15 protein-coding genes are annotated in these 14,130 nt (G+C 64.5%); 9 read left to right on the forward strand and 6 right to left on the reverse strand.

The window, feature by feature from the left end; all coding sequences use genetic code 11:
* Positions 1-6 precede the first annotated feature (6 nt).
* Positions 7-1,452 (reverse strand): helix-turn-helix domain-containing protein, encoded by a 1,446-nt coding sequence (locus NN2_RS36975; protein WP_156511253.1) that lies wholly within the window; start codon positions 1,450-1,452, stop codon positions 7-9.
* Positions 1,453-1,697: 245 nt separating this feature from the next.
* Between NN2_RS36975 and NN2_RS36980 the strand changes: the two genes are divergently transcribed.
* From NN2_RS36980 to argS, 7 genes are all read left to right on the forward strand, one after another.
* Positions 1,698-1,856 (forward strand): hypothetical protein, encoded by a 159-nt coding sequence (locus tag NN2_RS36980; RefSeq protein WP_156511254.1) that lies wholly within the window; start codon positions 1,698-1,700, stop codon positions 1,854-1,856.
* A 181-nt stretch (positions 1,857-2,037) separates the two neighbouring features.
* A complete protein-coding gene (locus NN2_RS07660) occupies positions 2,038-2,652 on the forward strand; it encodes a hypothetical protein (protein ID WP_156511255.1) in 615 nt (204 codons plus the stop codon).
* A 9-nt stretch (positions 2,653-2,661) separates the two neighbouring features.
* Positions 2,662-2,907 (forward strand): hypothetical protein, encoded by a 246-nt coding sequence (locus NN2_RS07665; protein ID WP_063011685.1) that lies wholly within the window; start codon positions 2,662-2,664, stop codon positions 2,905-2,907.
* On the forward strand, positions 2,904-3,056 hold the full coding sequence (locus NN2_RS36985; protein WP_156511256.1) for a hypothetical protein: 153 nt from the start codon (positions 2,904-2,906) through the stop codon (positions 3,054-3,056). Before NN2_RS07665 ends, NN2_RS36985 begins: the two co-directional genes overlap by 4 nt.
* 51 nt (positions 3,057-3,107) lie before the next feature.
* On the forward strand, positions 3,108-3,587 hold the full coding sequence (locus tag NN2_RS07670) for a hypothetical protein (protein WP_063011687.1): 480 nt from the start codon (positions 3,108-3,110) through the stop codon (positions 3,585-3,587).
* A gap of 102 nt (positions 3,588-3,689) precedes the next feature.
* Complete coding sequence (locus NN2_RS36990; protein WP_156511257.1) at positions 3,690-4,841, forward strand: hypothetical protein; 1,152 nt, start codon at positions 3,690-3,692, stop codon at positions 4,839-4,841.
* 45 nt (positions 4,842-4,886) lie between these two features.
* The gene (argS, locus tag NN2_RS07680; protein WP_245658591.1) at positions 4,887-6,881 is read left to right on the forward strand and encodes an arginine--tRNA ligase; all 1,995 of its coding nucleotides are present in this window, start codon (positions 4,887-4,889) and stop codon (positions 6,879-6,881) included.
* 412 nt (positions 6,882-7,293) lie between these two features.
* Here the strand turns inward: argS and NN2_RS36995 are convergent, their stop codons facing one another.
* Positions 7,294-7,605: a hypothetical protein gene (locus NN2_RS36995; protein ID WP_156511258.1), complete on the reverse strand. Its 312-nt coding sequence runs from the start codon at positions 7,603-7,605 to the stop codon at positions 7,294-7,296.
* A 160-nt stretch (positions 7,606-7,765) separates the two neighbouring features.
* Positions 7,766-9,283, reverse strand: coding sequence for a DHA2 family efflux MFS transporter permease subunit (locus tag NN2_RS07685; RefSeq protein ID WP_063011693.1), 1,518 nt, complete (start codon positions 9,281-9,283; stop codon positions 7,766-7,768).
* A gap of 382 nt (positions 9,284-9,665) precedes the next feature.
* Here NN2_RS07685 and NN2_RS07690 point away from each other — a divergent pair, with 382 nt between their 5' ends.
* Positions 9,666-10,319: a type IV toxin-antitoxin system AbiEi family antitoxin domain-containing protein gene (locus NN2_RS07690; RefSeq protein WP_245658598.1), complete on the forward strand. Its 654-nt coding sequence runs from the start codon at positions 9,666-9,668 to the stop codon at positions 10,317-10,319.
* On the forward strand, positions 10,309-11,058 hold the full coding sequence (locus NN2_RS36150) for a nucleotidyl transferase AbiEii/AbiGii toxin family protein (RefSeq protein WP_082856803.1): 750 nt from the start codon (positions 10,309-10,311) through the stop codon (positions 11,056-11,058). The genes NN2_RS07690 and NN2_RS36150 overlap by 11 nt, the downstream gene beginning before the upstream one ends.
* A gap of 163 nt (positions 11,059-11,221) precedes the next feature.
* Here the strand turns inward: NN2_RS36150 and dhaL are convergent, their stop codons facing one another.
* The 3 genes from dhaL to NN2_RS07705 form a co-directional block, all read right to left on the reverse strand.
* Complete coding sequence (gene dhaL, locus NN2_RS07695) at positions 11,222-11,890, reverse strand: dihydroxyacetone kinase subunit DhaL (protein ID WP_082856804.1); 669 nt, start codon at positions 11,888-11,890, stop codon at positions 11,222-11,224.
* Positions 11,887-12,891 carry a dihydroxyacetone kinase subunit DhaK gene (locus NN2_RS07700; protein WP_218022004.1) on the reverse strand — a complete coding sequence of 335 codons (1,005 nt, stop codon included), beginning with the start codon at positions 12,889-12,891 and terminating at the stop codon, positions 11,887-11,889. Before NN2_RS07700 ends, dhaL begins: the two co-directional genes overlap by 4 nt.
* Before the next feature lie 116 nt (positions 12,892-13,007).
* The gene (locus NN2_RS07705) at positions 13,008-14,123 is read right to left on the reverse strand and encodes a CHAP domain-containing protein (RefSeq protein WP_063011697.1); all 1,116 of its coding nucleotides are present in this window, start codon (positions 14,121-14,123) and stop codon (positions 13,008-13,010) included.
* Positions 14,124-14,130: the final 7 nt, after the last annotated feature.

A 14,130-nucleotide genomic window follows, 5' to 3' on the forward strand; every position in this document is an offset into this window, starting at 1 on the left:
ACTCCTCTACACAGACACCGAAACCATCGGTCGCATACGGTCTCTCAGCTCGGCCACCGCGCCGACGCTCTGCAATTGCTCGGTCTGGTTGTACACCCTCAGCAACTTCTTCCGCACACGGTCCGATCCGGTCTTCTCGACCGTATCCAACGCGGCCTGACCAAGACGGCACGCCTCCTCGAGCTCGCCTTCGATCATTCGCGCCTCCGCTATACCCAGTTGGTCGAGTGCCGAGCTCCGCAATCGATTCGATTGCCGCAGTGAGATCGCGTTGCTGATGGACTCCGCTGCCTCTCCGGCGAATGATGGTTCGTGGCGGGCAATTTCGAGTAGGCGACCGCCGAGGGTGCCGCGGAGTTCCGCAGCGTCGAAGTAGTTGATCCAGTAGGGATCCTCCGACGGGTCGCAATCAGCGAAGGCGCTGTCCGCCTTATCGCAGGACCGGCGAAACGCGGATAGCCGGCCCAGCTTGCCGTATGCCCACGCCTCCCTCGTATGCAGCATCGCCCGTACTGTCGGAGTCACGCGATCGGCGAAGCGGTCCTGGGCGAGCCGAATGAGTTCCAGCGCGTCTACGGCACGTTCGCGTTCACTGTCTGCCCGTTGGAAGGCCGTGCCGTAGTGGTCCAACGACATCAATTGGCGGGCCATCCCCGCGATTGCGTTGGCGCACAGGGCTGGATCATCGGCGGCGTTCGCTGCACGGATCGCGAGCATGTAGTACTTCTGCGCCGTTTCCTGCTCACTCGAGTCCCACGACATTGTGGCCGCCGTTTCGGCAAGCAGTGCCAGAACGCGCAGCAATCGACGCTTGATCTGCGGCGGGTGAGCATCCCGAAGCATCTCGTTGACCTCGCTGAGCTGGCCGACAACGGCCTTCCTACGCAAACCGCCACCGAACTGATCATCCCACTCGCGAAACACCCGTGCGGTGTTCTCCAGCTGTTCGATCTCCTGATAACCAGAGCCGATGCCCAGATGGTCCATTGTCGTGCAGTCGGTTTGGGTCGACAACCATCGTTCCAGTGGTTCGAGCAGCGCTAAGCCCGCTACGACGCCTGCGAGTGCTTTCGATATTTGGCGCCGGTCCAACACCAGATCCTTCCTCGTCAGGTCATGGGCGATTGTCGTGCAGTCAGCGGACCATATGTCCACGCCCGAATCCGGGAAAACGACCTCGATGTGGGCAGGATGCGACGTGCCGGCAGTCGGGGCAACCCGTGAAGAGCGCTGATGCGCGACGAAGCGCCGCCGCTGGTCGGGCGTCGCCTGCTCCAGCATGGTGCTCATCAACTCGGCGAAGAAGGACGGAAGTTGGACGGTCGTTCCTCGGCGCTTCCACTTCTTCACAGTCGACACAGCGATTCCTGCGCGCTGGGCGAATTGGGGTTGAGACAACCCCAGCGCTTCGCGCAAAGCTGTCGCGTCGGCACCGGTCCATATGCCCTGCATACCCAATACCTCATCCCCTGCCGGAGGTGCGTGTACCAGCGTGAACCGAGCGTATACCAGCGTGCCCCGCGTCAACCTTTCAATGCAAATCCTCCAACGCCAAGGTTGATCCAGGCCCCGCCGCCGGGTCGATGCCGGTGCTTTCGGCGCGCCGATCAACCCAGCAGTGACACCCCTGGTCGGTGGCAAACGCTCCTCGGCGGCGGGTGCCTTACCAGTGAAACAGCCCGGAGGAGCAGAACAGCATGAATCTCGACCGCGTTCCGGTGAGCAACGTGGGGAGTGCCCACATCATCACGCTAGCCAATCTCGACTGTGCCGTGTGTGACTGCCCGGTCGAGCGGCAGGCGAGGCAATGGTTGGTCGAAACCAATCGCCTTGTGTCGGACGGCAATGCGCGGTGACGGCGATGTCGTGGGGACGGAGCGCGGCGATAGGAATTCCCGTGGTGGTGGGTCTGCTGGCAGTCGTTTGGCCGGAACGGGTCGAGCGGGGCAAATCCGCCTACGACATCGAGGCACGGCGGCGGGCGTCGACCAGGATGGCCAAACGAGAGGACAGGGCATGAATACCGGAACACGGAATGTGCAGCGCACCATCGCGATCGGCCTGATACGTGCCGATGTATCGGGCTCGCGAGCGCCACTGCACGCTGAGCAGATCCGTCGCCATGCCGAGCGCATGGGGTACGTGTACGCCTACACGGTGCAGCCACCAGCAGACGATGCCGACCCGATTGGCTACGCGCTCGGTCTCGCCGCCGGCCTGGGTGTCGATGCGATGATCGTCTACGACCTGGAAACCGTCGGGCACACCCCGAGCCGGGTGTGCGAGCTGTTCGATCTGGAGACGGTCTGTCCTCCGGTGACGTGGGCTGCAGCGGTGCTGAGCCCGGACGACGCGGCTCATAGGCATCCGGAACAGCCGCTCACGGTGGTCTCAGCGCAACGAATCATGCAGCAGCACTTGAAGTGTCACGCGATTTCGTGCGCGCGAAAGTCGAGCGCTTACAGCTTCCTTGTGCGCGAGGGCAAGATCGTCCCGCCCGTCGACACCCCGCGCGAGCGCGCCGCTGCCCGCGGCATTCCCTTCCGACCGCGACCTGACAGCGACGCCCCGCTACCGGAGGGCGTGAACCTGGAAACGCTGCTCGAGGTTCTGGCCGGCCTGGCCGAATATTCTCCAGTCGGGAAGCAGTAGCGGGATGCGATGAGTTTCGCCAATCCCGCTGAAGCTCAACATGAATCGCCGCTGCCGGACGAGCCGGATATCGGCCTCTGCGTCCTGATCACGGTCCCCAGCGAACATGAACTGAAGTTTGTGGCGTGCGTATCGGCCGCGATGCGGTTCGTCGTGTACTGGTGCGCCGACTACCCGGCCGTGAGCGTGACCTTCGAAGCGCCGGGCCGAGGGTGGCGTCGGCTGCCGTGCGAACGGCTGTGGGCTCTTCCGTGACCGGCGTCTGGATCTTCTGTGCGGTCACTGCCGGTGTGCTGCTCACCGTCTTATCCGGCGTGTGGTGTTGGCCGAGCTGCATCTCGAAAGGCCGCTCAGTGGACGAGATACGTCAGCGCATCGAGGACGAGGAGAACGACGAACTGTGACAGTGCGCCGAGCTAGTCTGACCAGCAACCAACCGACGACGGGAGCCCGATATGAGCGACGCCGAGCAGATCGGTTTCGACATCGAATTCGACGACAAGACACAGGCGTGGCTGGACTGGCTCGAGCCGGCCCGGATGAAGCAGGCCGTCCGAACGTTCCTCGCCGATACGCTCAATCCGTCGGTGGATCAACCGAATTGGTGGGAGCCGGAAGTCTTCGATCGCCTCGGCGAGCGGATCGCCGCCGTGTTCCCAAACCTCGATGCTCTGACCGCAGCGGACAACCGCGAGATCGCCGATCAGCTTGTCCGCTTCCTCGGCGAGGGTTTCATCCGCCGCACGGGCATGATCTGGGTGAACAACCCCGAGTGGGGCGAACTGCTCTACACCGACTTCGGGCCCTGCGTGCAATTCGAGGGCGACCAGCCCAGCATCGTGTCCATGACCCACATGGCCGAACTCACCGCAACCGGCGAATTCGGTGCCGTGTTGTCAATTCTCGACGACTGTCTGCGCCGCGATCGTCGATAGATCCAAACCTGCTGTCTGACAGCGTTATCCGCTTCCGATTAGCAGTCGAGTAAGTCAGGCGCGTTTCGCAATCGACTTTCGATATTCGGGGGTGGGTGAGCCATGTCCGGCGACAGCTACGACGACATCCGACGCGGCCATGACAGCAATACGCGTGGCCGGATCTTCGAGAACGGCACCGACAGGTATTTCCGCGATCGACAGCGGGGCTATCAGCAGCAGTCGCGCGAGTACGCCACGCCATTCGGCAAGAGGCGGTTCGACAAGGCCAGAGCCAGTGGACGCGAGCGCGGCCGCGTCGACAGCATCGAGGACAAGTCGGGGCGGCTCGGCGGCAAGAAGGACGAAAACCAACTCCGCAAAGATCACTATCTGCTCAGCGAGAACGTCGTCAGCCAGTACCGGTTACGCACGGTGGAAGGCGAGAAGATCTCGAAGACAGCGCGGGAGCTGATCGACAAGTTATCCCGCGACTTTCCGGACCGATTTACTCATCAGATCATTTCGCGAACCCAGGCAACGCAAATCTATGCGAACGGCCGCGAGCGCGAAAAGGACAGTCGGCAGCTGGAGCTGTACAACGCGCAAGCGCTGCAACGGCGTCAGCGCGCGGCTCAGCGACTCGAGAAGGTTCGCGTGGCAGCTCGGCGCCTGCATGAACGCGAGCAGCAGCGGAGGGATCGCGAAGATCGGCGGCGGCGGGCGGCGGAGCGGCTGCCGAAGGTGCGTGAGGCCGCCGAGCGGCTGCGGCTGTGTGAGGAGCAGCACCGCCGCGAAGCGCGAGAACAGAAAATCCGCGAAGCCTCTGAGCGGGTGGCACGCGAATTCGGGGAGGTCATGAGGGGCATCAAGCGTCGAGATCGGGAGGTCAAGGAGGCCCGCGTTGCGCGCGAAGCGCGCCTGCACGCGGAATTGCACGAGATGAACGCGTATGCAGAACAGGTCCGTCAGGCTCGTGAAGCAGCCGACGCCGCGGACCATGCTCGCCTCGAGGAAGCCGCCAAAGCCGAAGAACGCGCGCGGCTGGAGCGAGAGACGACGGAAAGGGCGCGGCAGCAACGGGAGCAGGCGGACGCACACCTGCGGGCGAGGCTGCCGCCGGACGTAGCCGATCTGCTACTTCTCAGTCGGCCGACACCGGGGTTGGAGTCACCACACCGTGAGCCTCCGTCCGCGGGTTCGACGCGCGGTGGCAGGGCGGAGCGATCACGAGCAAGAGAGCGCGGACGAGAGGGGAGAGGAAGAGGCGGCTGACGGCGTCGGCTCGCGCCCCAATCACGTTCCGACACAAGAGCTCCCATGTCAGTCTCGGCCTCTGTAAGAACTTTCTCGGATACATGCCCACCACCCACCTCCGTTCGGTCGTCGCGATGGGAATGGCGGCGCTCGTCGCAGCGGGAGACCTCGAGGTTCTCCCCGGTGCGCGGGTTCGGCCAAAAGCCCGCACCCACCTTGAAAGTCATGCAAACAGAGGTCGCTGAGATAATCGGTGCCCACTGTCGTTCAGGAAAGGAATCCCAGGTGAGCCCTGCCGGTGTTGTGCCGCTGCTCGGATCTGTCGCTGCCGCTGTGTCGGAGGCGATCGCCCGAGTCCGACCCGATCTGGCAGGAGCCGACCCGGTGGTGCGACGATCCGATCGCGCCGACTTCCAATCGAACGCTGCGCTGCCGCTGGCGAAGAAGACCGGGACGAAACCCATCGAACTGGCACACTCGCTGGTACAGCATCTCGAAGGCACTGGCCCCGGGGCTGTCGAGTCCGTGACGGTGTCGGGACCAGGCTTCCTGAACATCACCGTCTCCGATGCTGCGATCTGGTCACAGGTCTCCGCCAGGCTGGCCGACGACCGGCTCGGCGTTCCCGCCGACGAAACCGGGCACCGGGTGGTGATCGACTATTCGGGACCGAACGTAGCCAAGGAAATGCACGTCGGGCATCTGCGCACCACCATCATCGGTGACAGCCTCGCCCGTGTTCTCGGTTTTCTCGGCGCCGAGGTGATCCGCGCGAACCATCTCGGCGACTGGGGAACCCAGTTCGGAATGCTCATCCAATACATCGATGAGCACCCCGAAAACCCCTGGCACCAGGACGATCTCACCGATAACCAGGTCAGTGCGGTCTCGGCCTTGGACGCGCTCTACAAAGCTGCACGGTCCCAGTTCGACGCCGACCCTGACTTCGCCGATCGTGCGCGACGGCGTGTGGTCGCCCTGCAAACCGGTGACGAGCAGACGGTAGCCCGGTGGAAGGAGATCGTCGCCGAATCGGAGAAGGCATTCGGCGCGATCTATGACCGTCTGGGCGTTCTGCTCACCTCCGACGACTATGCCGGGGAGTCCTTCTACAACCCGATGCTCGCCGACACCGTCACCGAACTCCTCGACAAGGCCGTCGCTGTCGCCAGCGACGGCGCGATCGTCGTGGCCTCGGAAGAGGTCACCGGCCCCGACGACACGCCCGCCGTGCTGATGGTTCGCAAGAGTGACGGTGGATACGGCTACGACAGCACCGACCTGGCCACAATCCGTTACCGCATCACCACCCTGAAGGCCGACCGGCTGCTGTATGTCACCGATTCCCGCCAAGCCCTGCACTTCCAGTTGGTCTTCGAAGCAGCCCGTCGGGTCGGTTGGATCACCGACACCGTCACCGTCGACCATGTTCCTTACGGCACCGTCCTCGGTCCAGACGGCCGCCCCTTCAAAACCCGCGCCGGTGGCACCGTCCGCCTGATGGATCTGCTCGACGATGCCGTTACCGCCGCCCGCACCGTTGTTGCCGAGAAGAACCCCGACCTGCCCGCCGCCGAACTCGATGCCATCGCCGAACAGGCCGGAATCGGCGCGGTGAAATACGCCGACCTGTCCACCAGCCGGATCAAGGACTACACCTTCGACCCGGAGCGCATGACCGCATTCAACGGCAACACCGGCGTCTACCTGCAATACGCCCACGCCCGAATCTGCTCGATTCTGGGTAAAGCCGAAGACCTCACGGGTGTTTCGGTGGAGCCGAGTATCTTCCTCGAGCCCGCCGAGCGAGAACTCGCACTCACCCTGGACGGATTCGCGGATGCCATCGCGGAGGTCGCCGCAACGCTCGAACCCCACCGCCTGGCCGGCTACGTCTACGAACTCGCCCGCACCTTCACCCGGTTCTACGACACCTGCCCCGTCCTGACCGCCGCTGAGCCCGTCCGCGGCAACCGGATCGCCCTGTCCCAGCTGACGGCGCGAACCCTTGCCCAGGGGCTCGGGCTGCTGGGAATCGCTGCGCCGGAACGACTCTGAACAGAAAGTGATCGACGAGCCACGTCGACGCTCCAGCGCGCATGATGCTGAGCCCCGCAATTGTGACCTTCGAATACATCCGTCCTGTGCTCGACAGTGGTGTTCGGTGTTCGGAATTATCGAACACCGAACAATCCATTGCGTGCCAACGACCACGGTGCCCGCACAGCGTGATACCACCTCAGTCAGTCGCCGGCTTGCCGTGCTCAGTTGACCAGTTCCACGTGAGTGTCGGTCAGGGCGGGTTCGGAGGCTGCGGCGGCGTGTCTGGACAGCAGGTTTCGAGGGGCCACGGTGCTGATGATGGTTCTCGGGAGACGCCCGTGTGCTGCCGACGATTGGCGTGGTGCCGCCGCGGAGAGGTGAAAGTTTTTAACACGCAGAGCAAACGCGTTAGGCTTTTCGCAGATATTCAACATGTTTCTCGTGATGGTGGCGGTGTGACTTTCGCGATCCGGATTAGGCCCTTGCTTGTGCTAGCGAGACTCAGGGGCCAAGTAACTTTGACGGCCCTAAGATCATGTGAACCCTGTTGAACTGCTTCATATTCCACTTCAACCTGATCGTTGAGGACAACGTCCCCGAAATTCTTGTGCTCACCCAGCGAGTCGAGACCGAACCAGACATGCGAACCGTCAACGGTCTCGATTATCCCGGTGGCGCGCTTCTCGTTCCAGCGCCAGACTTTCCCCTTGGCGCGCTGCACCTTTCGCTCGTATTCCATGTGCTCAACTATATCCACGGCGGATCGGCAAAGTGTCCGCGCAAAATTCCGTCAAAAGGTCCTGGCCATCCTTATCGAGGGAGGAGGAAGCTGCGGCCCCGGGTGATTGCCTGAGCGGCCGGAAAGCTTGTGGTGGTGCGAGTTTCGCGATCGGATTCGATCAGAGCCCCGGCGCTACCGGTGTCTCCTCACGCTCCCGCGCGGCATGCCGCGGCAGGAACATGGCGGGCACGATGATCACCGCGGTGAGGCCGAACGCCACCCAGAACGCGAAGCCGAAGGAGTCGGCGAGCAATGGTCCGACCACCGGCATCAGTTGAGGCGGGACAGAGCTGATCTGCCCGGAACCACTACTGCCGGAGGGCATTCCGTGCTCGGTCAATTGCCCGGAGAGGTGTTGCGTCAGCGCCGTTACCAGCAGGGCGCTGCCGAGCGACGCGCCGACCTGCTGAATGGCCGAGAGTGTGGGCGCCGCGCGTGTCAGGGCGTCCTTGCCCAGTTCCGTGTAAGCAGCCGCGATGGTCGGCATCATCACCGAACCGAGGCCCATACCGCGGACGAACAGGGCCACACAGAGCCAGACGTACGACGTGTCGGTGCCGACGTGCGTGAAGGGGAGGGTGCCGACCAGGGCGAGGACGACGCCGACGGGGACCACGTAGCCGGCGCCGATGCGGTCGGTGAGCCGGCCGCCGATCACCATCGCCACGACCGCGCCCAATCCCTGGGGTGCGAGGAGCAGGCCGGCGTCGAGCGGGCCCTGTCCGCGCACGGTCTGGTAGTACAGCGGAAGTAGCAGCATGCCGCCGAACAATCCGATGGCGACGAGAAACACCGCGATGGTTCCGCCGGCGAAGAGCCGGTTGGTGAGCAGACGGACGTCGACGATCGAGTCGGCTCCCTTGTGCAGGCTGTGCCAGGTGTAGAGGGCCAGGCCCGCGACGCCGCCGATGAGCCAGCCGAGCACGCCCCACTCGGTGAAACCACCGTGTGAGCTGGCCTCGGAAAGTCCGTAGAGCAGGCAGACGAGGCTACCGGAGAGCAGGATCAGCCCTCGCAGGTCGAGACGGCCGTGCTCGGGCAGGGTGTCGCCGTGCGGAAGCTTCCAGACCGCGAGCGCGAGGGCGAGGGCGCCGACGGGGACGTTGACGAGGAAGATCCAGTGCCAGCTCGTGTACTGCACCAGCAGGCCGCCGATCACCGGGCCGAATACCGGTCCCAGCAGCATGGGGACACCGAGGATGGCCATGGCCCTGCCGAGGCGTTGCGCGCCCGCGGCTCGGGTGATGATCGCCTGCCCGGCGGGCAGCAGCATGCCGCCGCCGAGTCCCTGCAGGATGCGAAAGCCGATCAGGCTTTCGATGGACCAGGCGGTCGCGCACAGAGCCGAGCCCGCGACGAACAGACTTACCGCGGTGAGCCAGACCGGTCTGGAACCGAACCGATCCATCGCCCACCCGGTGACCGGGATGGCCAGCGCCACCGCCAGCAGGTAACCGGTCACCACCCACTGCGTCGTGGACAGGGTCGCGCCGAGTTCGGTGCTCAACGACTTCAGGGCGACGTTCACGATGGTGGTGTCGAGAACCACCATGATCATGCCGGACACGATGACGAGTCCTGTGACGATAACGCTGCGGTCGAGCTTGCCCGACTGCTGCGCGGTGGTGGCTTCCATATCAGCTCCCTCATCGAAGGTGCCAGGACTCGACCGGGCGACAACACCCTGCGACTACCCGTCGTATGGTCGATTATTGCGGCGCTGTCGTTCCGCGGGTTGTCACAGACCTCATCGCCGAGGGGGAGATCGGACGAGCCGGGGTGGGTGATACCTCCGCGGACCCACGACACATGTACACGGTCTTTCGGTGGCATGAGAATGCCGGAGGTCGACGGATGGAGATGTCTGGAACGAGTCGGCCGGTTCAGGTGGCTCAGGGTCGGGAAGCCGAGGTCGTTTTCCCACTGCTGTGCCCCGACCTCGATTTCCTGTCGACGTATGCGGTGTTACTATGCAATTAGTTGGGTTATAGCCAACTATATGCATAATCTCTGAGGTGATGCTGATGACTGGGGCCCGCAGCCCTGTACTGCCGAGTGAGCTCTGGCGCGTCCCGCTGCGAACACTCCGGCCGCAGGACTTGACCGGTATCTATGCTCAGCCGCGTCCTGAGATCGCGCGGCTCGTGGATCGGGGCGTACTGCACCGCGTCGCGCACGGCTACTACATCGTCGTCCCGCCGGAGTACGTCGGCAGAGCCTGGCTGCCCGGCCTCGAGCCGGCTGCCGCGGGGATCGCGTCATCGATTTACGGCGCAGATCGGGCCATTGTCATGGGTGTCAGCGCGGCTCGCATGCTGGGCGCCGTGCCGCGTGCGTTGGCGACTGCGGTTGTCGCGGTTCCCAGCCAGCATCGGCCTATCTCGTTGACCGACCGTTCGGCTCACGTCCGGTTCGTCTGCCGTGACACCGACGTACTCGACGCCGAGCGCATCGACACATCCCTGGGCCCGGCGCTGGTTACAACGCCGGAACAGACTGTGCTCGACCTCGCCCGCCGGCCGCGGCTGGGTAATGCCGAGGGGGAGGTTCGTTCGGCGATCGAGACGCTCTACCGCCGTAGTGATTCGGCGATACTTACACAGCTGGCTGCGGACCAGCGTCTCGGTGCTGCGCTTCGACGTGTGGAGGGTTGGGTGGGGAATGGTAAATGACGAACTTGAAAGTGTCGCAGTTCAATTCGGCGTCTCCCCGGAGCAGGTCGAGCGCGACCACCTGATCTCTCATCTGCTGGCGGCGATCAGCCGAGGATTCGGTGATCGGCTACATTTCATCGGCGGTACCGCTCTGGCTCGTACCCATCTGGTGAACGGCAGACTCAGCGAAGACATAGATCTGGTTGCGTTGGACAACCGAACCGCACTGGCGGCGGAACTCGACGCCGCTTTGCCGCGATCAGTGGCGCGGACCTATGGACGGCTCGAATGGGTACCGCCGCTGAGCAATGTCCCGGATACTGGGGCGGCCAATCTTCGCTCCGCGTCCGGCATATCCGTCAAGATCCAGTTGCTGTCGCCACGCGGACGAGCGGTGTGGCCGACCGAGCTTCGCAGCCTCGAGCAGCGATACAGCGATGCGCCACCTGCGGAGCTGCTCGTGCCCACCTTGCCTGCCTTCGCCGCCGGTAAGACGGCAACATGGCACGATCGACGCGCTGCGCGTGACCTATGGGATCTCTGGGCGCTGAGCGACGCCGGCGCTATCGATAGCGTTGCGGGAGACTTGTACCGGAGGTGGGGTCCGACTGGTCGGCTCCCTAGTTCGCACCTGTTCGATCGTGCACCAGGCGAAGACGACTGGAATGCACAACTGGCGGGGCAGACTCGGTTGGCGATCAGCGCTGAGACGGCACTGCATACGGTGCGAGATGCCTGGGCTCGTATTGCGAAGTGACTCGGAAGCATCGGTTCTCCGAGCCATCTCGCCCGTCGTCCGACCGCGGATGAAGTGGCAGCCGCCCGTCCGGAGTCCGACTTGCGCATACATCGTTCGGCCGCTCGCGTCAGGGTTTCCGTTGCCGCCCGAATAGGCTCGGGAATTCGAAAATGGCTGTGCTTCAATGATTGCCTGGTGCCGGCAGGGATACCGCATCGAGCAGACGCTCGCGCTCCCCGTCCGACATCTCTGTTCCGGATACCGGCTCCGCGAGCACACACAGCAGCAGCGCCACGCCTACCGCGCCCGGGTCGGGGTGGCCGACGGCGCGTTCGCCGAGGTAACTCGCGCGACCGCGACGTGCCCGCAGGGTCGCCGTGGACAGGGCTCCGTCCACTGCGGCGCTTACCATCGCGGCGATATCGGCATCGCCATTCAGCGCCTCGGCGGCGGGAGCGAGCGCGTCGACCATGGTGCGATCGCCGACTTCCGCCTCGCCGACGCGCTGGATGGCGGCGAGACCGTCCTCGATACCGATCCTGAGGGCGTCGATATAGGAATCCGAGCGTGTCGCCCGGGCGCCGAGTGATTGGAACAGGAGTCCGAACAGCGGGCCGCTCGTGCCTCCGACCTCGTCGAGGAAGACCGCTCGCAGCGTATTCCACGGTGCGGGGGAGTCCGGTGCGGCGAGGCGGTCGGCGACCTCGGAGAAGCCCTCGCGCAGATTGACGCCGAAATCTCCGTCGCCGGTGATCTCGTCCAGCGTGGTCAGTGCGGGCTCGGCGGCGATGAACACCTCGTGCAGTCGGGCGACGGTGCTGTCGAGCGTCGTCAGTGCCTCGCTGGTCATCGTGCGGTGTCCTTCCAGGCGGGTGCGCCGGTCGGGGCGTGCCAGAGATCGAGCCAGCCGTCGGCGAGTTGGGTGAGGGTGATCGAGAAGCCGCTCATGTCCAGTGCTGCGACGAATGTGCCGACCTGGACCGCCGAGATTTCGCGACCTCGGGTGGTGAGGGTGCGCGCCGCGAGCTCGAGAACTGTGCAGAGTTCGAGTTCCGTCGTCGCACCGAGCCCATTGATCAACAGTAACAACGGCTTTCGAGGATCGCCGGGCAGTGAGGCGAGGATATCGGTGAGCATCCGGTCGACAAGTTCCGCGAGTGGTGGCCTGGTAATCGAGGTCGAGGCGCGTTCGCCGTGAATTCCGACCCCGTATTCGAGCTGATCCGGTTCGAGTTCGAAGGCGCGCGCCCCGGTATTCGGTGACGTGAGCGCCTCGGTGGCCACCGCGATACTGCGGCTGTGCTCGGCCACCTCGTGGCCGAGCGAGGTGAGCGAGGTGAGCGTGTCACCGCGGTCCGCGGCGGCGCCGAGGATCTTTTCGACAACGATGGTCGCGGCGGTCCCGCGTCGTCCCGTCGCCGTCTCATCCGATTCGGTGGCGACGTCGTCGTCGACGAGGACCCGGCCGACCTCGATACCGTCGGCGGCGAGCCGTTCGGCGGCGATGCCGAAATTGATCTTGTCTCCGGTGTAGTTCTTGACGATGTGCAGCACCCCACCGGCACGAGCGACGGCCTTGCTCGCCTCGTAGACCTGGCGGTTGTGCGGCGAGGCGAAGATCTTTCCCGGTACGGCCGCGTCGAGCATCCCCATTCCCACGAATCCGACGTGCATCGGCTCGTGGCCGGAACCGCCGCCGGAGACGAGGGCGACCCGCCGTGTCGGCGCACCGCGATCGTGGTGCACGAACAGTGGGTCGGTGGTTATCCGGACCCACGGGTTTCGGCGCACGAAACCTTGCAGCGAAACCTCGGGGCCCTGGCCTGGTTCGTGTAGGAACAGTGCGGGCACAGACATCCTCCTCGTCGATCGACGGCGCGATGTCCAGTATCACGGGGCCGGATGAAGTCGTGTTCCCAGGTGTTCGCTCGGACCGGCCACAGGCCCGCAATCGAGCGGCCTTGGGACTACGCCTCGACACCATTGTTCTGCGCCGGTGGATGAATGACCCCGTTCACGTAGCTGCTGCCCGGCGAGTACGTGTGCTCACGCACCGCGTCACCCGAATTGCCCTCGATCGTGTGAATCGTGCCGTTGGCATCGACCTTCTCGACCAGGCCGATGTGGCCGACTCCGTTCAGGACGATGAGGTCGCCCACCTGGGCGCGGGAGGCTTTGTCGGCGAGCCCGTGGCGTTGTGCGTCTGCCCAGATCGTGGGCACGCTGACGGCCAGCCCGTGACTGTCGGTGGCGGTCCAATTCAACGGGATGTGCGCCTGCTTCCAGGCCCAGGTGGCGAAAGCCGCGCACCACGGCCCGTCGATGTTGTAGGGCTTGCCCGGCAGGTGGTTGACGCCTGTTTCGTGGACGTTGAGCTGGCTCATGGCGGCCTGGATGGCGCCAGGGGCACCGGGCGCCAGCGGAAGCGGGACAATACTTCCCGGCCCTGCCGGCGTGCCGGGCGTCGACCACGGCGTCGCACCGGCGCTCGGCGTGCCGCCGGACGGATATGTCGCGGTGGGGCGGTAGGTGGGGACCGAGTTCTCGATGGTTCGCTTCTGGTGCTGGATCTGCCTCGCGGCAGACCCGACCTTGCCGTGCACATAGCTGACGGCGTCGAGGGCGGCGGTGATCAGGCGCAGTTCGTCAGCCGGTGCCAACGGTTGATGGCTCTCGTTCATCTTCGAGGCGTATTCGAGCGTGCCTTGGAGGCGGTGCACCTTGGCCATGCAGTCGGTGAAGGTCCCGTTCGAGGTGTCGAAGGTGGAGTAGTAGGCCTTACGGACGTCGTCGTTGTGGCCGCTGATCGCCACCTTGGCGGCGCGTATCTTCGCCAGCGTCGCGGCGTGGCTGTCGACCAGGGCGGCGTAGTCGTGTTTGTCGTCGAGTCCGTCGTGGAGCAGTCCTTGCTTGCCCATTTGGTACAGCAGGTCGGGCTGTTCGGACGGCTTTCCCGAGGCCAGCAAACCGATCGATCGGCGCAGCGCCGTCTGCACCGCGTCGAGAACGGCAATGAGGCCCTTGTGTGCTCCGGCCGGCGGAGTCAGGGTGATGTCGCTGAGTTGAAATGTGCTCGGGCTCATCGTGTTA

The organism is Nocardia nova NBRC 15556 (assembly GCF_001613005.1).
Classification (GTDB): domain Bacteria; phylum Actinomycetota; class Actinomycetes; order Mycobacteriales; family Mycobacteriaceae; genus Nocardia; species Nocardia nova.

Excerpts from the sequence above, each read along its gene's own strand:
- NN2_RS36975 (WP_156511253.1), bottom strand. The coding sequence starts at position 1,452 with ATGCAGGGCATATGGACCGGTGCCGACGCGACAGCTTTGCGCGAAGCG.
- NN2_RS36980 (WP_156511254.1), top strand. The coding sequence starts at position 1,698 with ATGAATCTCGACCGCGTTCCGGTGAGCAACGTGGGGAGTGCCCACATC.
- NN2_RS07665 (WP_063011685.1), top strand. The coding sequence starts at position 2,662 with ATGAGTTTCGCCAATCCCGCTGAAGCTCAACATGAATCGCCGCTGCCG.
- NN2_RS07670 (WP_063011687.1), top strand. The coding sequence starts at position 3,108 with ATGAGCGACGCCGAGCAGATCGGTTTCGACATCGAATTCGACGACAAG.
- NN2_RS36990 (WP_156511257.1), top strand. The coding sequence starts at position 3,690 with ATGTCCGGCGACAGCTACGACGACATCCGACGCGGCCATGACAGCAAT.
- argS (WP_245658591.1), top strand. The coding sequence starts at position 4,887 with ATGTCAGTCTCGGCCTCTGTAAGAACTTTCTCGGATACATGCCCACCA.
- NN2_RS36995 (WP_156511258.1), bottom strand. The coding sequence starts at position 7,605 with ATGGAATACGAGCGAAAGGTGCAGCGCGCCAAGGGGAAAGTCTGGCGC.
- NN2_RS07685 (WP_063011693.1), bottom strand. The coding sequence starts at position 9,283 with ATGGAAGCCACCACCGCGCAGCAGTCGGGCAAGCTCGACCGCAGCGTT.
- NN2_RS07690 (WP_245658598.1), top strand. The coding sequence starts at position 9,666 with ATGCTGATGACTGGGGCCCGCAGCCCTGTACTGCCGAGTGAGCTCTGG.
- NN2_RS36150 (WP_082856803.1), top strand. The coding sequence starts at position 10,309 with ATGGTAAATGACGAACTTGAAAGTGTCGCAGTTCAATTCGGCGTCTCC.
- dhaL (WP_082856804.1), bottom strand. The coding sequence starts at position 11,890 with ATGACCAGCGAGGCACTGACGACGCTCGACAGCACCGTCGCCCGACTG.
- NN2_RS07705 (WP_063011697.1), bottom strand. The coding sequence starts at position 14,123 with ATGAGCCCGAGCACATTTCAACTCAGCGACATCACCCTGACTCCGCCG.